The sequence below is a fragment of the Marinobacter sp. M3C genome, from assembly GCF_023311895.1.
GTDB lineage: Bacteria > Pseudomonadota > Gammaproteobacteria > Pseudomonadales > Oleiphilaceae > Marinobacter.
The window spans coordinates 3,730,837-3,754,714 of record NZ_CP092284.1; the positions used below are offsets into that span (position 1 = coordinate 3,730,837).

The window sequence follows — 23,878 nt, forward strand, 5'->3', positions numbered from 1 at the left end:
CAGATTATGAAAATTCTAAAAGTGATGGCGCTGTTGCTGGAATACCCGAACGCCGATCTGCAGCGTGGCCGCGATGAATTGACGGCTGCGGTGCTGGAAGACAGCCGTTTGCCGCGAAAAAACAAAGAGCAGCTGCTGCGCTGCATTGACATGCTTTGCGACGGCAATCTGCTGGACTTGCAGGAAAGCTACGTAGCCACCTTTGACCGGGGCCGCGCCACGTCCTTGCTGTTGTTCGAACACGTGCACGGCGAATCCCGCGATCGCGGGCAGGCAATGGTAGACCTGATGGAGCAATACAAAACCAACGGTCTGGAGATTGATGCCCGCGAACTGCCGGATTACCTGCCGTTGTTCATGGAGTATCTGTCTACCCGGCCATGGGAAGAGATCAAAAACTGGCTGGAAGATATTCACCACATTCTGGGCTTGCTGGGTGAGCGTCTGTACCAGCGTGAAAGCGTGTACCACGGAATTATGGATTCGCTGCTTGAACTGTCTGGCCGCAAAACCGACCGCAAGGAACTGGCGAAGATTGTGGCCTCGGAAGAGCGCGACGACACCCCCGAAGCGCTGGACAAAGTGTGGGAAGAGGAAATGGTGAAGTTTGTGGATGATCAGGGCAGCTCCTGCAGCACCGGTGGCGTGGTAGGTCAGCGCCGCCGTGAATTGGAGCAAACTCAGACCATTCACTTGAGCGACCAGCTGATGGCGGATGTCACACCTCGCCCGGCTCAACAACCGGTGAGTAACGCCTGAGCGCGTAGGAGGAGAGAACAATGTCCTATTTAAATACACTGGTGTTCGGGATTTATCCGTACATTGCCATTCTGATTATGTTGGTTGGCACCTGGGCCCGCTACGATAACAGCCAATTTACCTGGCGCGCTCAATCCACACAGATTCTGAGCAAGAAAAACATGGTGTGGGCCAGCGTGATGTTCCACGTGGGTGTACTGGTGATTTTCTTTGGTCACCTGGTGGGCCTGTTAACGCCGCACTTTGTCTATGAGCCCTTTATGAGCGCCGGCACCAAACAGGTAATGGCGATTGTCGTGGGCGGCATCGCCGGAATCATGGCGTTGATCGGTGGTGTCGCGTTGGCGGTTCGCCGCCTGACCAATCCTCGGGTTCAAGCCAGCAGCTCCTTCTCCGACAATATGATCATTGTGATACTGATGGTTCAGGTTGCGCTGGGCATGCTGACCATTTACCCCACATTGAGCCATTTGGATGGCAGCACCATGTTGCTGCTGGCATCTTGGGCCCAAGGCATTCTGATCTTCCAGGGTGATGCCGCGTCGCACATTGCCGGTGTGCACTGGATCTACAAGACTCATATTTTCTTGGGCCTGACGATCTTTGTACTCTTTCCGTTCAGCCGTCTGGTGCACATGCTGAGCGTGCCACTGGAGTATTTCGGCCGCAGGTACCAAGTGGTGCGTAAGCGGGTTTAGGTCCATCGTGAAGAGGGTAATACCATGCAATTGATTCCTACTGGTGATGCCGAACAACCCAGAAACCGGTTTCCGCCGGTTTATGTTGGCGATACGCTGATCAACGAAGACGACATAGCGCGGGAAATGCAGTATCACCCCGCCGATGAAGCCGCTACCGCCTGGCACGACGCCGCCAAAAGCCTAGTAATAAGGCAGTTGCTGCTGGATCAGGCCAGGCTGTTGAAACTGCCTGAAGAGCTGGCTGAAGAAGACCGTATCGCCAAAGTGCTTGAGTCAGAGCTGGGTGTTCCAGACCCGACAGAGCAGGACTGCGAACGCTTCTTTAACGCCAATCCCAGGCGGTTTTGCAGCCCGGTGGTGATGGCCGTGAGCCACATATTGCTGGCGGCAGCACCGGATGACGTGGCCGAGCTTATGCGCCAGGAAGAAGTAGGGGATCAATTGCTGAAAGCGTTGTTTGAAGGTCGGTCACGGTTTGATGACCTGGCCAAGCAGTATTCAGCTTGCGAATCTCGCCATCAAGCCGGCAGCCTCGGGCAGATCAGCAAAGGCCAGACCGTCGACGAGTTTGAGCGCCCGGTGCTGAATTTGAAGGAAGGTCTGCATTCCGAGCTGATCGAAACCCGTTACGGCTACCACATTGTGCGCGTAGACCAGCGCATTGATGGCCAGCCATTGCCTTACGAGCATGTAAAACCAAAAATCCGCCAGTATCTGAGCGAAAGTGTGACCCGCCGCGCTTGCCGCCAGTACTTGCAGGTGCTGGCGGCCGAAGCCGGTGTTGAAGGGGTTGACCTGGAACTGCCGGATTCACCACTGATGCAATAGATCCGGTTGCAGATTTTAAAAGCAATATGTGCGGCCTGGCTGGAAACAGTGCAGGCCGCAATGCTAATGGGTTACCTCCTAAGAGGGAGCGATTTTTGCAGTCGATCCCTCTAGTATTCATACATAGATTATGAATGCATGAACACGCTAAAGAGGATGCCGCCATGGCGCTGATACAGGCTGCCGATACTCGCACGCAGGACACCCCCATGAACTACTCAAAACCGGTTCTGGTGGCGGTTAAGCCTGGTGACCACGAAGACAGCCTGGCGCTTTTGCGTAGCCACGCCATGTTCAGCGCTCTGGCAGAAGACGACCTGCAAGAGCTTCTGCATCATGCCCGCCGCTTGCGGTTGGGCCATCACCAGTTGCTGTATCGCCAGGACATGCCGGCCCACCACTTCTTCTTTGTGTTGTCCGGCCGTTTGCGCTTGTACCGGCTGGATGCATCAGGCATCGACCGCACTCTGGACAGCATCGCGCCAGGCGACTGCATTGCCGAAGTGATGATATACGCCGATCCCGCCCGCTACGCCTGTTACGCCGAAGCCCTGAAAAACAGCGAAGTGCTGATGATTCCGGTGAAAGCGTATCAAGACTTGCTGGACACCCATCACAGCTATACCCAAGCCGCTTTGCGCCACTACGCTATGCGCGCAGTGACTCGTTTTCACGATCTGGAAATCATGACCGTGCAGAGCGCCCGCGATCGGCTGATTCGCTATTTAGTCGATTTGTTGCCAGAAGGCAGCGAGCAGGGTGGTGAAGTGGAATTGCCACTGCCCAAATGCCTGGTGGCATCGCGCCTTGCCATGCAGCCGGAAACTTTTTCGCGCATTCTGGCCGACCTGAAATCCAACGGCCTGGTGCGGGTAAATCGCAGTCGGGTGTTTATTTCAGACCCGAGCAAGCTGATTCAGATAAGCCAATAGTCAATATTTACAAGGATTTATGAAATGATCAGCAATTACCGCGAATTGATTGCCGCTACCAAACAGGAACACGAACCCCAGCGCCTTTTGTTTGTGTTTTGCCGCGCCGAATTGCCAGACGATGCCAATGCCGACGAACGCGCAGCGTTTAAGCGAGGCGAGGGTGGGGCACTTACGCCGATTATCTGCGTGGATAAGACACCTGCCGAAGTCGCAAATTTCAGTCAATTGGTGGAGGAGTCCCGCAGCACCGGCGAGAAATGGGATGTTGTATTTGTGGCGGCTATGTCTGGCCGTGGCGGCGTTCCTCCGTCCAGCGACGAAACACAGCAGCCCATAACCATGATGGTCGAGAGCATTCGTATGGGCCACGTTGGCAATTACTTGCCTTTGGACGTTAACGGCGAAGCCGTGAGCCTAGGTTAGTTTTAAGCGCTAATGGCCGTCCGCCATCAGCGCTAATCAGAGATAGAGCGGTATCAATAGCCTCCTAGGTGTATTCAGTAAGAGGTATTTTAATTACTTTTGAATAATCTAATCTGTACAGCAAATACCGCCAGCGGGGTCATGTTGTGAGTGTCCGTTTCAGCAATATCGTAAATCTGATTGTCATGGCGTTGGTACTGGCACTGCTCGCAGGCGTCACCCATGTAAAAGCCGACCCCGTTGACAAATACCAGCCGGTTGCCGGTCGCCAAGTGATCACGCAAACCCTGCCCCAGGTCACCGAAGTGCGCCCCCGCGAAAGCAATCGCGCCATTGGCGAGCTCTTCGCCGGCGAAGAATTGGTGGGCTACACCTACCAAAGCCTCGACTTCGTGCAAACGCCCGCCTATTCGGGCAAACCCCTTAACATTCAGGTATTGATGAATACCGACGGCGAAATCCTTAAAACTCGCGTGATTCATCACTCCGAGCCGATTCTGCTGATCGGTATCCCGGAGTACAAACTGCACGACTTTACCGACCAGTACACCGGCCTAAAAGCGGACCAGCGGGTTACTGTGGGCGGCAACACCAACGAGCGCAAGGTGGCGGTAGACGGCCTGTCCGGCGCTACCGTCACGGTGATGGTGGTGAACGAAGTTATCATGCGCACGGCCCACAGAGTTGGCGTAGAACTTGGCCTGGTGGAAGGTGCCGGCATCAAGCGGCCACCCATTGCCGAGGTTAATAACGAGCAGTTTCAGCAAGCTAACTGGCAGCAACTGACGGGTGATGGCTCCATTCGCCGCCTGCTGCTGACCCGTGGTCAAGTGGATGACTCGTTCAAAGGCAGCGACGCGGAAGGCGTAGATGCCGCCGCTCCCGATCAGCGTGAAGACCCATTAATAGACCTATATACAGCCTATTTGGACGCCCCCACCATTGGCCGCAATCTACTGGGTGAAAGCCAGCACGAATGGCTGAATTCTCTGTTGAAAGAAGGCGAACACGCTATTGCGGTGATGGCCAGCGGCTCCTATTCGTTCAAGGGCTCCGGCTATGTGCGCGGCGGCATTTTCGACCGCATTCAGATTCGTCAGTTTGGTGACACCTTCAACTTCCGCGATCTCGATTTTTATCGTTTAAGCGATGTGTACAGCGAGGGAATGCCGGACTTTTCCGAAATGGCAATCTTCATCATTCGCCAGCAATACAACTTCGATCCGGGCACGCCCTGGACCCTCGAACTGACGGTAAAACGCCAGACCGGCCCGCTGGACAGCAAATTCCAGGTGTTCCCGCTGGAGTACCAGCTACCCGAGCAGTATTACACCCGTGCGGACGTGGTGGTTAGTCAGGAAGAATGGCTAGAAACCCAACCCATGTGGGTTCAGGTGTGGTACCAGAAACAGTTCCAGATTGTGGTGTTAGGCGCGGGCATATTGGTGTTGCTGTTTGTTCTGTTCTTCCAGGACTGGCTGGTAAAGCGGCCCAACTTAACCCGCTGGATTCGCCACGGCTTTCTTACCTACACCCTGTTCTTTATTGGTTGGTACGCCCTAGGGCAGCTGTCCATCGTAAACGTACTAACGTTTGTACACAGCTTCATGTCTGGCTTTAGTTGGCAGACGTTCTTGATCGACCCGATCATGTTCATATTGTGGGCAGTGGTGGCGGGCATTGTGTTGCTTTGGGGCCGCGCGGTCTATTGCGGTTGGCTGTGCCCGTTTGGTGCGCTGCAAGAGTTGCTGAATGAAATCGCCCGCAAGCTAAAAATACCTCAGTACAACGTGCCGTTTGCCGTGCACGAACGCCTATGGGCCATCAAGTACATCATTCTGCTGGTGCTTTTCGGTGTGTCGCTGGAATCCATGGCGATGGCAGAAAGGCTGGCGGAAATTGAACCTTTCAAAACGTCTATCACTCTGCATTTTGCCCGCTCCTGGCCGTTTGTGCTCTACGCGGTGGTGTTGCTGGTGATCAACCTGTTCACTCGCAAGGTGTATTGCCGCTACCTGTGCCCGCTGGGCGCCGCGCTGGCGCTGCCCACCAAACTGCGGGTATTCGACTGGCTCAAGCGCCGCAAGGAATGTGGCACCCCCTGCCGCCTGTGCGAAAAAGAGTGCGAGGTACAGGCCATTCACCCAGACGGCACCATCAATTTCATGGAATGCCACTACTGCCTGGACTGCCAGGTAACTTATTTCGACGACAACAAGTGCCCGCCGTTGATCGTGAAGCACCGCGGCAAGCGCCGTGGCCAAAATTCGCCGGGGCGCCCGGAACAGATTCCAGTTGTCGAAGTGAAATAAAAAGCAGTGCCATAACGAAAAAAGAACAACCCCCCCCCAAACTGAAACGGAGTTGAGCATCATGAGCAAAGACCATGAGCAAGGTTATAAAGAACGGGCGAAAACGGAACATCTTGGCCTGAGTCGCCGGCGTTTTTTGGGTGCCACCGCGGTGGCTGGCGTCGCCGGTGTAGCTGGCCTTGGCGGCGCAGTCATGAGCAGTGAGGCGTTTGCAGCCGCGGCCAAAGAAGCACGCAACAACATTGACGTGGGCCCGGGCGAGTTGGATGAGTACTACGGTTTCTGGAGCGGTGGCCACCAGGGCGAAGTGCGGATAATGGGTATACCGTCTATGCGCGAGCTGATGCGTATTCCGGTGTTCAACGTGGATTCGGCAACCGGATGGGGCCTGACCAACGAAAGCAAAGACGTACTGGGTCACGACAACAAATTCCTGAACGGCGATTGTCACCACCCGCACATCTCTATGACTGACGGCCGTTACGATGGTAAGTATCTATTCATCAACGACAAAGCCAACACTCGCGTAGCTCGCATCCGTCTGGACATCATGAAGTGCGATAAGATTACCCACGTTCCTAACGTGCAGGCCATTCACGGTTTGCGTCTGCAGAAAGTGCCTTACACAAAATACGTGTTCTGCAACGCAGAATATGTGATTCCGCACCCGAACGATGGCAGCGATTTCTCGATGGAGAACAGCTACACCATGTTCAACGCCCTGGATGCGGAAACCATGGAAATGGCCTGGCAGGTGATTGTCGACGGCAACCTGGACAACACTGACGCTGACTACACCGGCAAATACGCGGCCTCTACCTGCTACAACTCAGAGAAAGCGAAAGATCTGGCCGGTACTATGCGCAACGACCGCGACTGGGTGGTGGTGTTTAACGTTGAACGCATCGAGCAAGCAGTTAAAAACGGCGACTTCAAAACTCTGGGCGACTCCAAAGTGCCCGTGGTGGATGGCCGCAGCAAATCCCCTTTGACCCGCTACATTCCGGTGCCGAAGAACCCGCACGGCGTGAACACGTCGCCGGATGGCAAGTACTTCATTGCTGCCGGCAAGCTGTCGCCAACCTGTTCTGTGATTGCCATCGACAAACTGGACGATGTGTTTGACGACAAAATCGAGCTGCGTGACGTGATTGTCGCCGAACCGGAGCTTGGCCTTGGGCCTCTTCACACCACGTACGATGGCCGCGGTAACGCCTACACCACGCTGTTTATCGACAGCCAGGTGGTGAAGTGGAACATTGCAGACGCCATCAAGCATTACAACGGTGAAGACGTAAACTACCTGCGCCAGAAGCTGGATGTGCATTACCAGCCAGGCCACAACCACGCGTCCTTGACGGAATCCCGCGATGCCGATGGCAAGTGGCTGGTGGTGCTGTCGAAGTTCTCGAAAGACCGTTTCCTGCCGGTTGGGCCTTTGCACCCGGAGAACGATCAGCTGATCGATATTTCTGGCGATGAAATGAAACTGGTTCACGACGGCCCGGCCTTCGCCGAACCACACGATTGCATTATGGTGCGTCGTGATCAGATCAAAACCAAGAAAATCTATACCCGTGACGATCCGTACTTCGCCAGCGCCCGCGCCCAGGCCGAGAAAGACGGTGTCACGCTGGAAGGCGATAACAAGATTATCCGCGACGGTAAAAAAGTGCGGGTTTATATGACGTCGGTGGCGCCTATGTACGGTACAACCGAGTTCACGGTGAAGCAGGGTGATGAGGTTACGGTGTATGTGACCAACCTGGACACCATTGAGGATGTGACTCATGGCTTTTCGGTGGTGAATCACGGTGTGAGCATGGAGATCAGTCCGCAGCAGACGTCGTCGGTGACGTTCGTGGCTGATAAACCAGGTGTGCATTGGTACTACTGCAACTGGTTCTGTCACGCTCTGCATATGGAGATGACGGGTCGGATGTTGGTCGAAAAGGCCTGATTAAGTGGTTTGGCCGGAGCCCTGTAATGGGGCTTCGGCTTTTTACAATGTTTCGGAGGAATATGACACTGGAAGAACGCTTTTCAAAACACGCTCAAGCACATCCATGTGGCGCTTGAGCTCCGCCATCCATGGCTCCGCACAGTTTTGAAAAGCGTTCTTCCAGTGTCATACCCAACTTTGGCGAGTGTTAGCCATATTGAGAACTGATTTGATGCACCAAATTTTGCGTTTAGTGGCGGTCCTGACCGTCGCTTTGCTATCGCTAACCGCACAAGCGAATATCCAGCAACAGCTAGATGCGCTGGAACCGGGGGTGGTTTTTGAGCTACCACCTGAACAGGTTCCACCGATCGTTATCCGGGTGGCGAATGTGACGGTTCGCTGCCATGCCGATACGGTGATTGATGGCGGCGGTGAGGGCAATGCGGTGTTGATTGAAGCCGTCGGCGTTACGTTCAGTGGCTGCAGAGTGCGTAACTGGGGCTCGGATTTGAATGAGTTGGATGCGGGGGTTTTTGTGGCCCGTGAGGCACGTGGCGTTACGGTTGCGGACAACAACTTGCAGGGTTCGGCCTTTGGCGTGTGGCTGGATGCCACGCCGGATGCGACGGTTGTCGGTAATGTGATTCGTGGCAATGCCAGTATGCGTTCCAACGATCGGGGTAATGGTATTCATTTGTTCAACACCCAAGGCGCGTTGATTGAAGGCAATGACATTCGCCAGACCCGCGATGCGATTTATATTGAAACCTCTAACCACAACCGCATTCGCAATAACGTGATGGTCGATTTGCGCTACGGCATTCACTACATGTATTCGATGGACAACCTGCTGGAAAACAACGTTACCCGTAACACGCGCACCGGTTATGCGTTGATGCAGAGCAAGCGGCTGACGGTGCTGAATAATCGTTCCGAGAACGATGAGAATTACGGTATTTTGATGAATTTTATTACCCAGTCCGAGTTGCGGGGCAATGTGGTTACCGGTGTGTCGAAGGGGCAGTTTGCCGGAGCGGCGATGTCGGGTGCCGAGGGTAAGGCGGTGTTTATTTACAACTCTCTGTACAACACCTTTACCGATAACGTGTTTGCCAACAGCAATATTGGCATTCACTTAACCGCAGGCTCAGAAGACAACACCATGTTCAACAATGCCTTCGTGAATAACCAGCGTCAGGTGAAGTATGTGGCCACCCGCACCCAGGAGTGGTCGAAAGATGGCGTGGGTAATTACTGGAGTGACTATCTGGGCTGGGATCGAAATCAGGATGGCACCGGCGACGTTCCTTACGAGCCTAATGACAACGTCGATCGTCTGTTGTGGACCTATCCGGAAGCCAAGGTGCTGATGTTCAGCCCGGCGGTGGATACCCTGCGCTGGGTGCAGGACGCGTTCCCGGTGATCAAGGCCGCCGGGGTGCAGGATTCCCATCCGCTGATGTATCCACCTGAGCCTGAACGTGTTCCATCGGCTGTTTCTAACCCGAATTCTGCGGAGCCGCAATGAGCTGTTTTCGTCTTGAAAATGTCAGTTACCGTTACGACAAAGCCCCCGTGCTGCAGGGTGTGGATTTGCGCCTGGAGCCTGGGGAAATTCTGGGCCTGTTTGGCCATAACGGTGCCGGTAAAACCACCACCATCAAGCTGGTTCTTGGTCTGATGCAGCCGGCAGGGGGTTCTTTGTCGGTGCTGGACGGCAACGCGGGTGACCCACAGGTGACTCGGCACATCGGCTATTTGCCGGAAAACGTGATGTTCTACCCGCAGCTGACCGGCCGTGAAATTCTGGCGCACTTCGCTCGCTTAAAGGGCGCAGACTTGCGCCAGGTGCCAGAGTTGCTGACTCAGGTTGGGTTAGACGACGCCATAAACGCACGGGTAAAAACTTACTCGAAAGGCATGCGCCAACGCTTGGGCCTGGCGCAGGCGTTATTGGGAAAGCCCAAGCTGTTGGTGTTGGACGAGCCCACGGTGGGGCTTGATCCAGTCGCGACCGCCGACCTGTATCGGCTGTTGCGCACCTTGCGGGACAGCGGGACCGGCATTGTACTTTGCTCCCACGTGTTGCCAGGTGTGGAGCCTTACATCGACCGCGCGGCGATTCTGACCGACGGTGCCTTAAAGGCCTCCGGCAATCTGGACGCGCTGCGGCGCCAAGCTAATATGCCGGTCACGTTGATGCTGGAGCCAACGGGCTCTTTGGATTCCCTGGAAAACGCCATTCACCAGTGCAACGGCGTCGCCAGACCGGTGATAAAAAACATCAACAACCGATTGCAGGTAGACGTACGCCCCGCCGATAAAATGCCACTGCTGACGGCACTGATGGCCTCCGGCGAAGTAGCGGACGTGGGCATTCATCAGCCCACCCTGGAAGACATTTACGTGCACTTTATTGGCTCCGGTGGCTTGGCCCACCGCGGAGGTGTGCAATGAACAGCGTATGGACCATCGCCCGTAAAGAGCTCAGCGACAGCTTGCGTAACCGCTGGCTGCTGGCCATCGCTATTGTGTTTGCTGTTCTGGCCGTGGGCATCGCCTGGTTTGGTGCGGCTGCGTCCGGCCAGGTTGGCTACGCCTCCACCCCGGCGACCATCGCCAGCTTGGCCAGCCTGGGCATATTCCTGATTCCGCTGATCGCGCTGCTGCTGGCCTACGACGCTATTGTCGGCGAAGACGAAGGCGGCACTTTATTGCTGCTGATGACTTATCCCCTTAGCCGCGGCCAGTTGTTGTTCGGCAAGTTTCTGGGCCACGGCCTGACCTTGGCCTTTGCCACGATTCTGGGTTTTGGCGTCGCGGGTATTGCCATTGCGGTGCTGGTAGAAGACGTAGGCATTACAAGCCTGGCACTGGCGATGTTGCGTTTTATTGGCTCTACCATTTTGCTGGGCTGGGGCTTTATAGCTCTGGCTTATGTGGTGAGCGTGCGCGCTAGCGAGAAGCCGGTTGCCGCGGGCCTGGCCTTGGCGATCTGGTTCTTCTTTGTGCTGGTGTTCGACTTGCTGCTACTGGGCTCACTGGTCGCCAGCGAAGGCAAGCTGAATCCGGAGCTGCTGCCGTGGTTGCTGATGCTGAACCCGACAGACATCTACCGTTTGTTGAATATTCTGGCCTTTGGTGAGGGTCGTCAGCTCAGTGGAGTTCTGAGTCTCGGCAAGGACTTGCCCATCGGCCAAAGCGGCCTTTGGCTGGGGCTGGTGCTGTGGTGTGTTGCACCTTTGACCCTCGCCTGGGCGTTATTCCGTAAGCGCCGGATCTAAAACTCTCTGCATACGTTCCAGGTGGCTGTCACTCAAAAATTGTTTCGTAAAATGGAGTCTTGCTGGATGAGTATTGTTAACAAAGGCAGTTGGTTTGCCAAAGCGCCCGCTCTGGGATTGTTGTTATTGCTCGCGGGCTTTGTCGCGCTGACAGGTTGTTCCGAGCCGGAGCGGGTCGTTAGAGAAAAGCCTGCGGCTGTGCATTTTGAAGATGGCGAAGAGTGTCACGTTTGCGGCATGGCTATAACCGGCTTCCCGGGCCCGAAAGGGGAGGTGATTACCGAGAAACAACAGCAGGTACACAAGTTCTGCTCCACAAAAGACATGTTCTCTTGGGTGTTGCAGCCGGAAAATATCAAACGCGATCACACTCTGTACGTTCACGACATGGCGCAGTCGGAGTGGGGCAGCCCGGTGGATACGGCGTTAATTGATGCCCGCGAGGCGTTTTACGTGATTGGTTCTAAACGGATGGGCGCAATGGGCCCGACGTTGGCGTCGTTTGCAGACAGCAAGGTTGCCGACGGCTTTGCCACTGAATTCGGTGGTCATGTAAAACCCTTTGCTGACATCACAATGTCTGACCTGAACGCTTCCAGCCCGGCAGCTATGGATCATGGCTCGATGACCAATAGCTTAACGAAGCACTGAATGAGGTTTTTCAGTGGCTTTATACCATAGCTGCTGGTGGGTATTTCTGCGAAACGGGTGCCGATGGCCAATAGGCAATCTATCGTGGCAAAGGCACCGGTCACGGCAACATTGGTTTACGTGCAGCGGCCTGGGCCGCCTTAGCCGCCGGTCATGTTCATAAAACGCAGCACCTGCACCTCACCGTTGACGGAAAAGTGGTGTTTCTCAGGTTTCAGATCCATCGCCTGGGCGATGGCATCTTGCAGACGTTGGTCAGAAATGGGGTTGGCGCGCAGCACTCGCCGCAGGTCTACGGAGTGTTCGTTGCCCAGACATAGCAGCAAACGGCCTTCCACCGTTACCCGTACCCGGTTGCAGGTGGAGCAAAAATTGTGGGAATGGGGTGAAATAAAGCCGACATGAATCGGGCTGTCTGCCATACGGTAATAGCGCGCCGGGCCACCGGAGTCGGCGGTGGCAGGCACTAGGTCGTGATGGCGGGTAATGATCTCGCGCACTTCGTCGCTGGTGCAAAGGGCTTCGCCGCGATCGTGTTCGGAAATTTCGCCCAAGGGCATTTCTTCAATAAAGGTGATGTCTACCTGCTTGCGGCGGGCGTACTCGACCAGCTCGGGCACATCCATATCGTTACGGCCTTTCATCACCACCGTGTTCAATTTGATGCCACGGAAACCGGCTTCGCGGGCGGCGTCTATGCCATCAAGAACCTGTGACAGTTTGCCTGTGCGGGTAATGTTGTGGAATTTATCGGCATCTAACGAATCCAGGCTGATGTTCAGGCGATGAAGCCCTGCTTTGCGCAGCGGTTCTGCCATAGTGGATAGTTGACTGCCGTTGGTTGTCATAGCGAAATCGCGCAAGCCATAACCTCCGATTTCTTTCACCAGATCAACGATGCCCTTTCGCACCAGCGGCTCACCGCCGGTCAGGCGGATTTTTTCGGTGCCCAGTTCCACAAAGTTACGCGCCAGCCTGGCGATTTCTTCGAGGGTGAGCACTTGTTGGCGGGGCAGAAAGGTCATGTCTTCCGCCATGCAATAAACACAGCGAAAGTCGCAGCGGTCGGTCACCGATAAACGTACGTAATTGATGGTGCGCCCGAAGCGATCTGTCAGCTTATTGTTAGACATTGGCACAGTTCCCGTAGCAGCCAGTTCGAATCTTTTAAAAGTTATTGCACAGAGTATCGCAGACTGGAGCGTGAAATCCGATACCCCTGGCGGGGTAGCTTTGCCTGATTTTTGCGCGCACATCACTTAGATCATTCGCAGGTCAGAAAAATCGTGCTTTTCTTAAAGATAACTATAAAATAGATGTTTAAAAGTGGCAGAGGGTAAAAAGATGGAAAAGATGCTGTTTCGTGCCAATAGCGCAATTGTCTGGTCGGTGCTGGGTCTGCTGGTGACCGTTGTTCTGGCGTACCCATTGGCAGGCCGATTGCCAATGATGCTGCAGGTTCTGGCCCACATTGGCACCTTGTTGTTCGCGGTGGGTATCAAAATTGCCTATATTGTACGGCTGGTTTTTCTGAGCCGTTTGGGCAGACCGGTTCACTGATCAAGGTTATACTGAAGCGACAGTTTAATGACTGTGAGATCAGCACTATGAGAAACCATTATCGCAAAACTGGATTCCGTGTACTCGCGTATATCTCCATGGTTTTTGCGGTGATTGGGGTCGCTCTTCCGGTGTTACCAACCACCCCTTTTGTTTTGTTGGCTGCTTTTTTTGCCAGCAAGGGGTCGCCGGCCTTTGCTTTTTGGTTAGATAATCATCCGAAGTTTGGCCCCGTTATTTTGCAGTGGCGCACCCGCCAGGCCGTTCCGGCCAGTGCCAAAGTGCTGGCCTGCTCGATGATGACGCTAAGCTGGGGTTTTTTGTTCTGGGGCGGCGCTAAGCCGCTGGTTTTAATAATAGTGGGGATTACGCTGGTGGCTGTTGCATGCTATTTGCTGACCCGTCCGACCTATTGATGTCAGTTGTATGCTAGCTGGAGTAGTTTATGCACATCACCCGTTACACCGATTATTCGCTGCGAGTGCTGGTTTACCTGGCGGCTTGTGGCGACCGGCTGGTTACCATTCAGGACGTAGCCGATGCCTATGATATTTCCAAAAACCACCTGATGAAGGTGGTGCACCAACTCAACCTTAAGGGCTACATAGAAACAGTGAGAGGCAAAAACGGTGGTATGCGGCTGCGACGTCAGCCCAGTTCCATCAATATTGGTGCTTTAGTGCGCGATACCGAGCCGGATTTCAATTTGGTTGAGTGCTTTTCCGCGAACAGTCAGTGTTGCATTACCCCGGTTTGCGGCTTGCAATCGATGTTAAAGGAAGCTTTGCAGGCCTTTTTAACAACCCTGGACTCCTACACTCTAGCCGATGTGGTGCGCCAGCCACAGCAATCGCAGTTGCTGAGGCTGCTGCAGATCAGCTAACGTCGCTTTTCACCGCAGGTTTCTTTTTCGCGGCCGTTTTAGGTTTTCGCGGGCTGGTTTTTTTCTTTGGCGGTAATAGCAGGTTTCTGAGTTCTTCCAATGCTTCCCCGGTATACACCGCTAGTTTTTGCATGCTGGGCAAGGTGTCGCGGCAACCGGTAAAGCCAAAGTTCAAAGATCCGGCATAACTCAGGCAAGTAATGTTCAACGCTCCGCCGTGGGTGATCAGCGACACCGGATACATTGCTTCCAGTTTGGCCCCTTCGTAATAGAGGTCTTCGGTGGGCCCCGGAACGTTGGAGATGGTTACGTTAAATACCGGTCGCATGCGCCCGCCCAAGCCAGACATCAGCTGCAATATGTAGGGCGACATCAGCATCATGGTGTATTGGGTCAACGCTTTCTTGGGCAACTTTTGCAAGTGCTCTTTGGCTTTGCACGAGGATTCCTTGATGTATTTCAGGCGCGTTAACGGGTCAGGTTCGTTGGTGGCCAAGGCGGCAATCATGAAACTGATCTGGGTGCCCGTGCCCTCGTCATCCGCCGGGCGAATGTTGACCGGTATGCCTGCTGTTAACGATGTTTCAGGCAAGTCGTCCTGTTCCAGCAAAAAACGCCGCAGCGCAGTGCCGCACAAATACAGCACAATGTCGTTCATTGAACTGCCCGAGGCGCGGGCCATGGCTTTCATCTCTTCTAACTGATACTGCTGGGTGGCGAAGCGGCGCTGGCCGGTAACCCGGTGATTGATTTTGGAAACCGGTCCGGTGAAGGGTGCGGTCAGGCCGTCTTCCGGGTGGCGTACCGAGTGAATCAGGCGATTGCTGGCCTGCCACAGTCGCGGCGCCAAATCCAACTGCAGTTTCAGGGCGCCCATAGCTTGGGAAATGGCGCCGGGCACGCTGGCTTCGCTGTCGGTTTTGTTGCCGCGCCGGCTTTCCGGGCGTACTGACCAGGGTGGCAGCATGTCGCGCTCGTCGGGGGATTTGCTCAGCACCCTTTGCATCAGGCGCACGCCGCTGATGCCGTCAATCATGCAGTGGTGCATCTTTGTGTACAGGGCAAAACGGTTGTGTTCCAGCCCTTCGATCATGTGGCATTCCCACAGCGGCCGCGACAGGTCCAGTGGATTGGAATGCAGGCGCGATACCAGTACCCCCAGTTCGCGTTCACCGCCGGGTTTCGGCAGGGCCGAGTGGCGTACGTGGTAATCCAGATCAATGTGCTTGTCGTGCTTCCAGGTGGGCGCCAGAACGCGGCCCAGAAAGCTTGGCCATACCAGCTTGCAGCCCCAGGGGAGCTCAACATTACCGGCCTGCTTCATGCTTTTGACCAGGTCTCCCGTGAAGGTAGCAGGGGCGTTTTCGGGCAGGCTGAAAATCTGCAAGTTGCCCACGTGCATGGGGGTATCGTCAGACTCAACCGCTAGCCAAGACGCGTCCAATGTTGCCAGGCGTTTCATTCCTTGTTAACCCCTACTGTATATGGAACATGAAAAAGGGCGGTGAGCCCTGATCTGTCAGTATATGAGGTAATGTCACGATAAACGAATGCTGACACAAGAAAATTCTGTAGAAACGGTAAGACTGCTATCGGCGTTTAAGCCCCGATAGCAGTGGTTTTTTACTTAGCTGCGGTCGTCTATCTCCACTTTACGCGGGGCCATGCTGTCGTTGCGGTAATCAATTTCCAGTTCTTGGCCATTGGCGTTGTTGCCGTCCACTTCGATGTTGCCACGGGAGTCGGCGGAGATTTCTCCAATTTGCTGCATGCCTTCATTTACGCTGGCATCGATGTAGCTCAAAGCCTGCTCTGATGACATGCCCCAGGGGCCGTCGTTGCGTTTGCGGCGCTGCTCTTTCTGGATGCTGCCGTCTGTGTTCACGTCCAACTCTACATACCACTCGGATTCTACCCAGCCTTCGAGCTCAATGCGGCTGTCGGCAAGGCCGAAGTCGTCGTCCAGTTCAATGCTGTGGAAGTGAGTAATGCCATACTCGGTGCCAATCTGAACGGCACGTTTTGCTTCGTCGACCGTGCCGGCTGCCTGGGCCAGGGATGCGGCCGCAAGGCTTGCTACCAGCGTGGATGCAACGGCGGTGCTGATGATGGTTTTCTTGGACATTTTCATAATCGTACTCCTGAATGATTCGGCTGTTAAAATCGTTCAAATGCGTCACTCGTTGTGGCTGTTGCGCTTTAGAGATTCAAAGGGCTGTGTGATGACGTTGAGAGCATCCTAGGTGAAGCCGACTTACAGCATGATGAGCGTTTTGTTCATGGTTCGTTCATGTTGGCTCTGCCAGAATAGAGTTATGAAGAAACTACCCGGATACCTGTTGAAGTTGCTGGTTGTAACTCCGGCACTGCTGCTTGCGAGCTTTCTCGCACTGCTGGTAGTGTTGCTTTTGCTTGCGCCGCAGCCGGCCATTGCCGATGACGACTGGCGCAAACTCTATAAAGAAGTACAGGCTGGCCGAATAAAGCCCCTGAGCGACATTCTGGACAGCCTGGCAAAAGACTGGGTAGGGCAGGTTGTAGACGTAGATTACGAACAAAAACGCGGCCGGCAGATATACGAAATTGAACTTTTGGGCTCTGAGGGCCAAGTTGTAGAATTTGAGATAGATGCAGCGACGGGTGAGCTTATTGGTATAGAAGGCAGCAACATCAACGCAATGAAGCGTAAAAAATGAAGGTATTACTGGTAGAAGATGATGAAGCCTTGGCGAGCGGGCTAACGCTGGCGCTGGACAATGCCGGGGTGTTGGTAGAGGTAGCCGGTGACGGTCGCAGTGCAGACTTTCTGGTCAGCACAGAACGCTATGACGCGATCATTCTGGATTTGGGTTTGCCTGACGGTAACGGCACCCAATGGCTGTCGGCCTGGCGTGATCGCGGCATTGAGCTGCCGGTGCTGATTTTGACGGCACGGGATCGATGGTCAGACAAAGCGGCGGGTTTCTCTGCCGGCGCCGATGACTATGTGACCAAGCCTTTTGAAACGGCCGAAATTCTGTTCCGTCTACGCGCACTGGTACGCCGAGCGCATGGCCATGCGCATCCGGTTATCCGTGTGGGTGATATTTCCCTGGACACCCACAGCGCCCAAGTCACTCGCGCCGGAATGCCGGTGACATTAACCGCGCAAGAATTCCGCCTGCTGTCCCATCTTGTGCATGCGGCACCCCGGGTGGTCAGTCGCTCTGAGCTCACCGAGCATGTGTATGATGGCGACGCGGAACCAGACTCCAACGTGATTGATGTGCAGGTAAGCCGCCTGCGCCGCAAGCTTGGCAGCCACAGTATTGAAACCCTGCGCGGGCAGGGCTACCGCATGATTGCAGGCGCCCAGGCCCGGTGATGACTGCGCGCCTGCGGCGGCTCCCCATTGCTACGCGGATGTTGGTATCAGCACTGATTATGGTGCTGCTGGTACTACCGGTTGCAGGTGGGTTGCTATCGTGGAATTTCCGTGAGGCAGTGAATACCGCCTTTGACAAGCGGCTGGAGTCGTTGTTGAACGTGGTGTTGGCCGGTGTGAGTTATGACCCGCGCACAGATGCCCTGGTTGTTAGCCGTGCGCTGGGCGACTCGCGCTTCGACAGCGTGTTCTCCGGCTGGTACTGGCAGGTTCGCGATGACGGCGAACGGGTGCTGGCATCCCGTTCTTTGTGGGATCAGAGGCTGGCGGTTTCGAAGCGCCCAGGCCTGACATTTCGCACTATGGCGGGCCCCAGAGAGCAATCGCTGCGAGTGCTGGAGCGTGACATCCGTTTGCCAAACCTGAGCGACGCACTGCATGTGCAGGTGGCAGCGGATCTGACCGAAGTAGAGGCCCAAATCGCCAGCTTTCAAACCCTGCTCTGGTTGTCGCTGGCCACCTTGGGAAGCTTGCTGGTCGGGTTGATTGCGTTGCAATTTCGCTGGGGCCTGGAGCCCTTGCGACGGGTAGAAAAAAGCCTGAGAGCGGTAGAACAGGGCCGACAGGCGTCGGTCGAAACCGATCTGCCGAAAGAGCTGGCGCGTCTTGCCGGGGCCATTAATACCGTATTGGAACGGGACGGGCGCTTGATTGAGCGCGGCCGAACCGCAGCCGGTAATCTGGCCCACGCGTTGAAAACACCGGTGGCTGTGCTGACCACCTTGGCGGAGCGCCTGCCGCAAGAACAGCAACAGACCATGCAGGCGGAATTGAAGCGGCTGGATGACGCCGTGCGTCATCACCTGGCGCGGGCCTCTGCAGCCGGGCCGGTGGCGTTGGGCGTAGAGCGGAAGCTAAATGCTGTGCTCAAACCGGTGGTTGACGGCATTGATAGGCTGGCGGTGCGGCGGGGCTTGGTATTTGAAGAACGCCTGCCCAAAAACCTGCAAGCACGGATGGACGCTCAGGATTTGCAGGAAATTGTCGGCAATCTTCTGGAAAATGCCGTTAATTGGGCGGTAAGTTCAGTGGTGTTGGAGGCAAGCATTAAAAACAGTGAGTTGCTGATCAGCGTGACCGATGACGGTCCCGGCATGTCGCCGGAATCCCGCCAGCAAGCGTTAAGCCGGGGCGGACGGCTAGACCAATCCAAGCCCGGCTCGGGCCTTGGGCTGTCTATTGTCAGTGAGCTGGTTGCGCTGCACGAGGGAAAGCTGCAACTGGGTGACCGCACCGGCGGCGGTTTGTGCGCGCAGGTATTGCTGCCGTTACCGCCGCCGGTCTAACAAGGCCCAACGTTGCAATCATCAAGCATCAAGCATTTTCTGTTGCCGAAGGGCATTGATACTCCGTCACCACCTTGCCGTCACTGACGCTTTGCAGATGCACATCAAAGCCCCACAGCCGGTGTATGTGGCGCAGCACTTCTTCGCTATCGTCCGCTAACGGCCGACGTTCATTCACAATGTGGCGCAGGGTCAGCGAGCGGTCGCCACGCAAGTCCACATTCCACACCTGAATATCCGGCTCGCGACTGCTCAGGTTGTATTGCCGCGCCAACTTTTCACGCAGTGTGCGGTATCCGGTTTCATCGTGAATGGCGGTCACCAGGTAGACGTCTTCTTCGTCGTCGTTTTCAATGGCAAACAATTTTAAATCGCGCATCACTTTGGGCGACAGAAACTGCTGGATGAAACTCTCGTCTTTGAAGTTTTTCATGGCGAAATGCAGGGTTTCCCGCCAATCGGAGCCGGCAATGTCCGGGAACCATTCGCGGTCTTCGTCTGTGGGCTGCTCACACAGTCTGCGCAAGTCAGTGAAGATCGCAAACCCCAGGGTGTAGGGGTTTATGCCGGAATAATAACGGCTGTTGAACGGCGGTTGGTACACCACCGCAGTATGGCTAGCCAGCAGTTCCAGCATAAAACCGTCGGTCACCAGCCCTTTGTCGTACAGCGCGTGAATCAGGGTGTAGTGCCAGAAAGTCGCCCAGCCTTCGTTCATCACCTGGGTTTGCCGCTGTGGATAAAAATACTGGCCCAGTTTGCGCACAATGCGAATAATTTCCCGCTGCCAGGTTTCCAGCAGAGGCGCGTTTTTTTCAATGAAGTACAGAATGTTTTCCTGGGGCTCTTCCGGAAAACGCTTTTTTTTACTTTCGGGATCGCTGTCATCGGTGGGCAGAGGAATGGTGCGCCACAAATCGTTGATGCGGCGTTGCTGATATTCTTCGCGTTCGGTCTGGCGCAACTTTTCCTCGCCGGCGGAAATGGGTGAGGGCCGCTTGTAGCGATCTACCCCGTAGTTCATCAGCGCGTGGCAGGAGTCCAGCACTTCTTCTACCGCATCTACACCATGGCGTTCCTCGCATTCAGCGATGTAATGGCGGGCAAATACCAGGTAATCAATAATCGCGCTGGCGTCGGTCCAGGTGCGAAACAGGTAGTTGCCTTTAAAGAAAGAGTTGTGGCCATAGCAGGCGTGGGCAATCACCAACGCTTGCATCGGCAGGGTGTTCTCTTCCATCAGGTAGGCAATACACGGGTCTGAGTTGATGACGATTTCATAGGCCAGCCCCATTTGCCCGCGCTGGTAACCTTTTGAGGTATTGAGGAACTGCTTGCCAAACGACCAGTGGTTGTAGCCTACCGGCATGCCCACAGAGCTGTAAGCGTCCATCATCTGTTCGGCGCTGATCACCTCTACCTGATTGGGGTAGGTGTCCAGGCCGAATTCAGCTGCACATTTTGCGATTTCTTCGTCGTAGCGCTGGATCAGGTCAAATGTCCATTCTGACCCGGTCGAAATGGGCTCCCGCACGTTTACCGCTTTGGGCGGTTCGGGCGGGCTGTCAACGCGCGGTGCGCGGTCGTCGTGTTCACTCATGCGGCTTTCCTCTCGAACAGCCGGCGGAAGACCGGGTAAATATCGCTGGCATCGGCAATTTGCTGCATCGCGAACGCGTGCGGAAAGCACGCCAGAATCTTCTCGTATTCGTACCAGAGCATCTGGTGGTTCTGGGGCGTAATCTCGATGTAAGCGAAATACTGCACCAGCGGAAGCAGCCGGTCTGTTAACAGTTTGCTGCACACCGGGGAGTCGTCATTCCAGTTGTCGCCGTCGGATGCCTGGGCAGCGTAAATGTTCCACTCAGCCGGTGAATAGCGGGTTTCAATAATCTTCTGCATCAACTTCAGGGCGCTGGACACAATGGTTCCGCCGGTTTCCCGCGAATAGAAAAACTCTTCCTCGTTTACCTCTTTGGCGCTGGTGTGGTGGCGAATAAACACCACGTCGATTTTTTTGTAGTTCTTCTGCAAGAACAGATACAGCAAAATAAAGAAGCGTTTAGCGATGTCCTTGTGGGTTTGAGTCATAGAGCCTGATACGTCCATCAGGCAAAACATCACCGCGCTGGTGGCCGGTTGCGGTTGCTTCAGGTGCTGGCGGTAGCGCAAGTCGATTTCGTCAATAAACGGAATGCGTTTGACGTTGGCTTTCAGTCGAGCAATTTCTTCTTCCAGAACCTGAATCTGGTCGGCGTGGTTGAACGCAGCGTCCAGATCATCCGGCGCGACTTTCAGTGCTGCGAGCTGCTCTTCCAGTTCGCGGATTTTATGTCGGCGGGCTCCACTTAAGCCCAGGCGGCGAGCGTGGGCACCGCGTAGAGAACGAATAACATCCAGCTTGGCGGGCACCCCTTGGGTGCTAAAGCCAGAACGCACGTATTTGAACGACTCGGTGTCTTTCAGGCGTTTGCGCACCAGATTGGGCAGCGCCAAATCATCAAACAGGAAGTTCAGAAACTCTTCCTGGGTAATCTGAAAGGCGAATTCATCCATCCCCTCGCCATCTTGGCTGGCCTGGCCATTGCCTTGCCCCTGTCCACCACCGTCGGGCGGTTTGGGAAGGGTGTCGCCCGCCAGAAACTCTTGGTTGCCGGGGTGCACCACTTCTTGGCGACCGCCCTGGCCGTGGTGAAAAATCGGCTCCTGAATGTCGCGGTTGGGAATGCTCACGCTTTCCCCGTGCTCCACATCGGTAATGGAGCGCTTTTTCACCGCTTCAGCCACTGCCTTCTTTATATGATGGCGGTAACGGCGCAGGAATCGTTCCCGATTCACTGCACTTTTGTTTTTACCGTTCAGGCGTCGGTCAATAATGTGGGTGCTTCCCATAACGCTTCCCTCTATAAAGTGCGCTATACAGTGCGCCATTAAAGTGCGCTATACAGTGCATCCGCTATCGGTTAATGGGATTTGCGAACCCGCAGGTACCACTCGGCCAGCAACCGCACCTGTTTCTCGGTATAACCGCGGTCTATCATCCGGTCGACGAACTGCTTGTGCTTTTTCTGGTCTTCGTTACTGGCTTTGGGGTTGAATGAAATCACCGGCAGCAGGTCTTCGGTGTTCGAGAACATTTTCTTCTCGATCACGCTGCGCAGCTTTTCATAGCTCAGCCAGGAAGGGTTGTCGCCTTGGTTATTGGCACGGGCCCGCAGCACAAAGTTGACCACCTCGTTGCGGAAATCTTTGGGGTTGCTGATGCCCGCCGGCTTCTCGATTTTCTCCAGTTCTTCGTTAATAGAAGCCCTGTCCAGAATTTCTCCGGTATCCGGGTCGCGGAATTCCTGGTCTTGAATCCACAGATCAGCATAGGTGACGTAGCGGTCGAACAGGTTCTGGCCGTATTCGCTGTAGCTTTCCAGATACGCAGTCTGAATTTCTTTACCAATAAACTGCACATAGTGGGGCGCCAGGAATTCCTTGATGTAACGCAGGTAGCGCTCCTGAATTTCGGGCTGGAACTGTTCCTGCTCAATCTGCTTTTCAATCACATACAGCAAATGCACCGGGTTAGCGGCCACTTCATTGGTGTCGAAGTTGAACACTTTCGACAGAATTTTAAAGGCGAACCGGGTGGACAGGCCATCCATGCCTTCATTTACACCGGCTGCATCGCGGTATTCCTGAATCGATTTGGCTTTGGGATCGGTGTCTTTGATGTTTTGGCCATCGTAGACCCGCATTTTCGAGAAAATACTGGAATTGTCCGGGTCTTTTATGCGTGACAGCACAGAGAACTGGGCCAGCATGTCCAGGGTGTCCGGCGCGCAGGGCGCACCCGCCAGGGAACTGTGTTCCAGCAGCTTGCGATAGATGTCAACCTCTTCGGTTACCCGCACGCAGTAGGGCACTTTCACAATGTACACACGGTCCAAAAAGGCCTCGTTGTGTTTGTTGTTGCGAAAGGTTTGCCACTCGGATTCGTTAGAGTGAGCCAGGATAACGCCATCAAAGGGCACAGAACCCATGCCTTCGGTGGTGTTGTAATTTCCTTCTTGGGTGGCGGTCAGCAGGGGGTGCAGAACTTTGATAGGCGCCTTGAACATCTCTACAAATTCAAGCAAGCCCTGGTTGGCTTTGCACAGGCCGCCGCTGAAACTGTATGCGTCTGGGTCATCCTGGGAATAGTCTTCCAGCATGCGGATATTCACTTTGCCCACCAGGGCGGAAATATCCTGGTTGTTGTCGTCACCCGGCTCGGTTTTGGATACGCCTACCTGGTCCAGAATGGACGGATAACGTTTCACCACCCGGAACTGGCTGACGTCGCCGCCAAATTCGTGCAGGCGCTTCACGGCCCAAGGCGACATAATGCTTTTTAGATAACGCGGGGGGATGCCGTATTCTTCGTGCAGAATTTCGGTGTCTTCAGCTGGATCAAACAAACCCAGTGGTGACTCGTTCACCGGGGAACCCTTGATGGCGTAAAATGGCACCTTTTGCACTAGGGATTTGAGCTTTTCCGCCAGTGACGATTTACCACCGCCCACCGGGCCCAGCAGGTATAAAATCTGTTTCTTTTCCTCTAGCCCTTGGGCTGCATGGCGGAAGAAAGACACGATGTTTTCCACCGCTTCTTCCATACCGTAGAATTCGGAAAATTCCGGGTAGCGTTTGATCACTTTGTTGGAAAAGATACGCGACAGCCGGGTATCACGTGAGGTGTCTATCAGTTCGGGTTCGCCAATGGCCAGCAATAAACGCTCGGAAGCGCTGGCATAAGCGCCGGGGTCGTTTTTGCAGATCTCCAAGTATTCCTCTAGAGAAAACTCTTCTTCTTGAGTCCTTTCATAACGGTTTTTGTACTGTTGCAGAATGCTCATG

At 54.8% G+C, this 23,878-nt stretch carries 23 protein-coding genes; 17 read left to right on the plus strand and 6 right to left on the minus strand.

What is annotated here, in order from left to right; genetic code table 11:
* Positions 1-6 precede the first annotated feature (6 nt).
* From narJ to MIH18_RS17490, 11 genes are all read left to right on the plus strand, one after another.
* The gene (gene narJ, locus MIH18_RS17440; protein WP_007349520.1) at positions 7-759 is read left to right on the plus strand and encodes a nitrate reductase molybdenum cofactor assembly chaperone; all 753 of its coding nucleotides are present in this window, start codon (positions 7-9) and stop codon (positions 757-759) included.
* Between the two features lie 20 nt (positions 760-779).
* Positions 780-1,457, plus strand: a complete 678-nt coding sequence (gene narI, locus MIH18_RS17445; RefSeq protein ID WP_249013087.1) for a respiratory nitrate reductase subunit gamma — start codon at positions 780-782, stop codon at positions 1,455-1,457.
* A gap of 24 nt (positions 1,458-1,481) precedes the next feature.
* Entirely contained in the window at positions 1,482-2,288 is an 807-nt protein-coding gene (locus MIH18_RS17450) for a peptidylprolyl isomerase (protein WP_249013088.1), read from the plus strand.
* A gap of 134 nt (positions 2,289-2,422) precedes the next feature.
* Positions 2,423-3,220, plus strand: a complete 798-nt coding sequence (locus MIH18_RS17455; protein ID WP_249013089.1) for a Crp/Fnr family transcriptional regulator — start codon at positions 2,423-2,425, stop codon at positions 3,218-3,220.
* 24 nt (positions 3,221-3,244) lie between these two features.
* Entirely contained in the window at positions 3,245-3,646 is a 402-nt protein-coding gene (locus tag MIH18_RS17460; protein ID WP_249013090.1) for a ribonucleotide reductase subunit alpha, read from the plus strand.
* Positions 3,647-3,792: 146 nt separating this feature from the next.
* A complete protein-coding gene (locus tag MIH18_RS17465) occupies positions 3,793-5,958 on the plus strand; it encodes a NosR/NirI family protein (RefSeq protein WP_249013091.1) in 2,166 nt (721 codons plus the stop codon).
* A gap of 61 nt (positions 5,959-6,019) precedes the next feature.
* Positions 6,020-7,918: a TAT-dependent nitrous-oxide reductase gene (gene nosZ / locus MIH18_RS17470; RefSeq protein WP_249013092.1), complete on the plus strand. Its 1,899-nt coding sequence runs from the start codon at positions 6,020-6,022 to the stop codon at positions 7,916-7,918.
* A gap of 214 nt (positions 7,919-8,132) precedes the next feature.
* Complete coding sequence (locus MIH18_RS17475; protein WP_249013093.1) at positions 8,133-9,431, plus strand: nitrous oxide reductase family maturation protein NosD; 1,299 nt, start codon at positions 8,133-8,135, stop codon at positions 9,429-9,431.
* Complete coding sequence (locus MIH18_RS17480; protein ID WP_249006082.1) at positions 9,428-10,360, plus strand: ABC transporter ATP-binding protein; 933 nt, start codon at positions 9,428-9,430, stop codon at positions 10,358-10,360. Before MIH18_RS17475 ends, MIH18_RS17480 begins: the two co-directional genes overlap by 4 nt.
* Positions 10,357-11,187, plus strand: a complete 831-nt coding sequence (locus MIH18_RS17485) for an ABC transporter permease subunit (protein ID WP_249006081.1) — start codon at positions 10,357-10,359, stop codon at positions 11,185-11,187. The genes MIH18_RS17480 and MIH18_RS17485 overlap by 4 nt, the downstream gene beginning before the upstream one ends.
* A 66-nt stretch (positions 11,188-11,253) precedes the next feature.
* Positions 11,254-11,838: a nitrous oxide reductase accessory protein NosL gene (locus MIH18_RS17490; protein ID WP_249006080.1), complete on the plus strand. Its 585-nt coding sequence runs from the start codon at positions 11,254-11,256 to the stop codon at positions 11,836-11,838.
* A 140-nt stretch (positions 11,839-11,978) separates the two neighbouring features.
* Here the strand turns inward: MIH18_RS17490 and moaA are convergent, their stop codons facing one another.
* Positions 11,979-12,971 (minus strand): GTP 3',8-cyclase MoaA, encoded by a 993-nt coding sequence (gene moaA, locus MIH18_RS17495; protein WP_249006079.1) that lies wholly within the window; start codon positions 12,969-12,971, stop codon positions 11,979-11,981.
* A 211-nt stretch (positions 12,972-13,182) separates the two neighbouring features.
* Between moaA and MIH18_RS17500 the strand changes: the two genes are divergently transcribed.
* The 3 genes from MIH18_RS17500 to MIH18_RS17510 are packed head-to-tail and all read left to right on the plus strand — an operon-like array spanning position 13,183 to position 14,281.
* Positions 13,183-13,398, plus strand: a complete 216-nt coding sequence (locus MIH18_RS17500; protein WP_249006078.1) for a hypothetical protein — start codon at positions 13,183-13,185, stop codon at positions 13,396-13,398.
* Positions 13,399-13,445: 47 nt separating this feature from the next.
* Positions 13,446-13,814, plus strand: coding sequence for a YbaN family protein (locus MIH18_RS17505; protein ID WP_283164762.1), 369 nt, complete (start codon positions 13,446-13,448; stop codon positions 13,812-13,814).
* A 29-nt stretch (positions 13,815-13,843) separates the two neighbouring features.
* Positions 13,844-14,281 (plus strand): Rrf2 family transcriptional regulator, encoded by a 438-nt coding sequence (locus MIH18_RS17510; protein ID WP_249006076.1) that lies wholly within the window; start codon positions 13,844-13,846, stop codon positions 14,279-14,281.
* On the opposite strand, the gene MIH18_RS17515 is transcribed toward MIH18_RS17510, so the two are convergent.
* Together MIH18_RS17515 and MIH18_RS17520 are read right to left on the minus strand one after the other, a co-directional pair.
* A complete protein-coding gene (locus MIH18_RS17515) occupies positions 14,274-15,743 on the minus strand; it encodes a wax ester/triacylglycerol synthase family O-acyltransferase (RefSeq protein WP_249006075.1) in 1,470 nt (489 codons plus the stop codon). The two genes, MIH18_RS17510 and MIH18_RS17515, sit on opposite strands and share 8 nt — an antisense overlap.
* A 165-nt stretch (positions 15,744-15,908) precedes the next feature.
* Positions 15,909-16,412 carry a hypothetical protein gene (locus MIH18_RS17520; RefSeq protein ID WP_249006074.1) on the minus strand — a complete coding sequence of 168 codons (504 nt, stop codon included), beginning with the start codon at positions 16,410-16,412 and terminating at the stop codon, positions 15,909-15,911.
* 184 nt (positions 16,413-16,596) lie between these two features.
* Between MIH18_RS17520 and MIH18_RS17525 the strand changes: the two genes are divergently transcribed.
* The 3 genes from MIH18_RS17525 to MIH18_RS17535 are packed head-to-tail and all read left to right on the plus strand — an operon-like array spanning position 16,597 to position 18,991.
* Positions 16,597-16,977, plus strand: a complete 381-nt coding sequence (locus tag MIH18_RS17525; protein WP_249006073.1) for a PepSY domain-containing protein — start codon at positions 16,597-16,599, stop codon at positions 16,975-16,977.
* Positions 16,974-17,645, plus strand: coding sequence for a response regulator transcription factor (locus MIH18_RS17530; RefSeq protein ID WP_249013094.1), 672 nt, complete (start codon positions 16,974-16,976; stop codon positions 17,643-17,645). Before MIH18_RS17525 ends, MIH18_RS17530 begins: the two co-directional genes overlap by 4 nt.
* Positions 17,645-18,991, plus strand: a complete 1,347-nt coding sequence (locus MIH18_RS17535; protein ID WP_249013095.1) for an ATP-binding protein — start codon at positions 17,645-17,647, stop codon at positions 18,989-18,991. The genes MIH18_RS17530 and MIH18_RS17535 overlap by 1 nt, the downstream gene beginning before the upstream one ends.
* Before the next feature lie 28 nt (positions 18,992-19,019).
* Here MIH18_RS17535 and MIH18_RS17540 read toward each other — a convergent pair whose 3' ends face one another.
* The 3 genes from MIH18_RS17540 to MIH18_RS17550 form a co-directional block, all read right to left on the minus strand.
* Entirely contained in the window at positions 19,020-20,591 is a 1,572-nt protein-coding gene (locus MIH18_RS17540; RefSeq protein ID WP_249013096.1) for a SpoVR family protein, read from the minus strand.
* Positions 20,588-21,883, minus strand: a complete 1,296-nt coding sequence (locus tag MIH18_RS17545; protein ID WP_249013097.1) for a YeaH/YhbH family protein — start codon at positions 21,881-21,883, stop codon at positions 20,588-20,590. Before MIH18_RS17545 ends, MIH18_RS17540 begins: the two co-directional genes overlap by 4 nt.
* Positions 21,884-21,954: 71 nt before the next feature.
* Complete coding sequence (locus MIH18_RS17550; RefSeq protein ID WP_249013098.1) at positions 21,955-23,877, minus strand: PrkA family serine protein kinase; 1,923 nt, start codon at positions 23,875-23,877, stop codon at positions 21,955-21,957.
* Position 23,878: the final 1 nt, after the last annotated feature.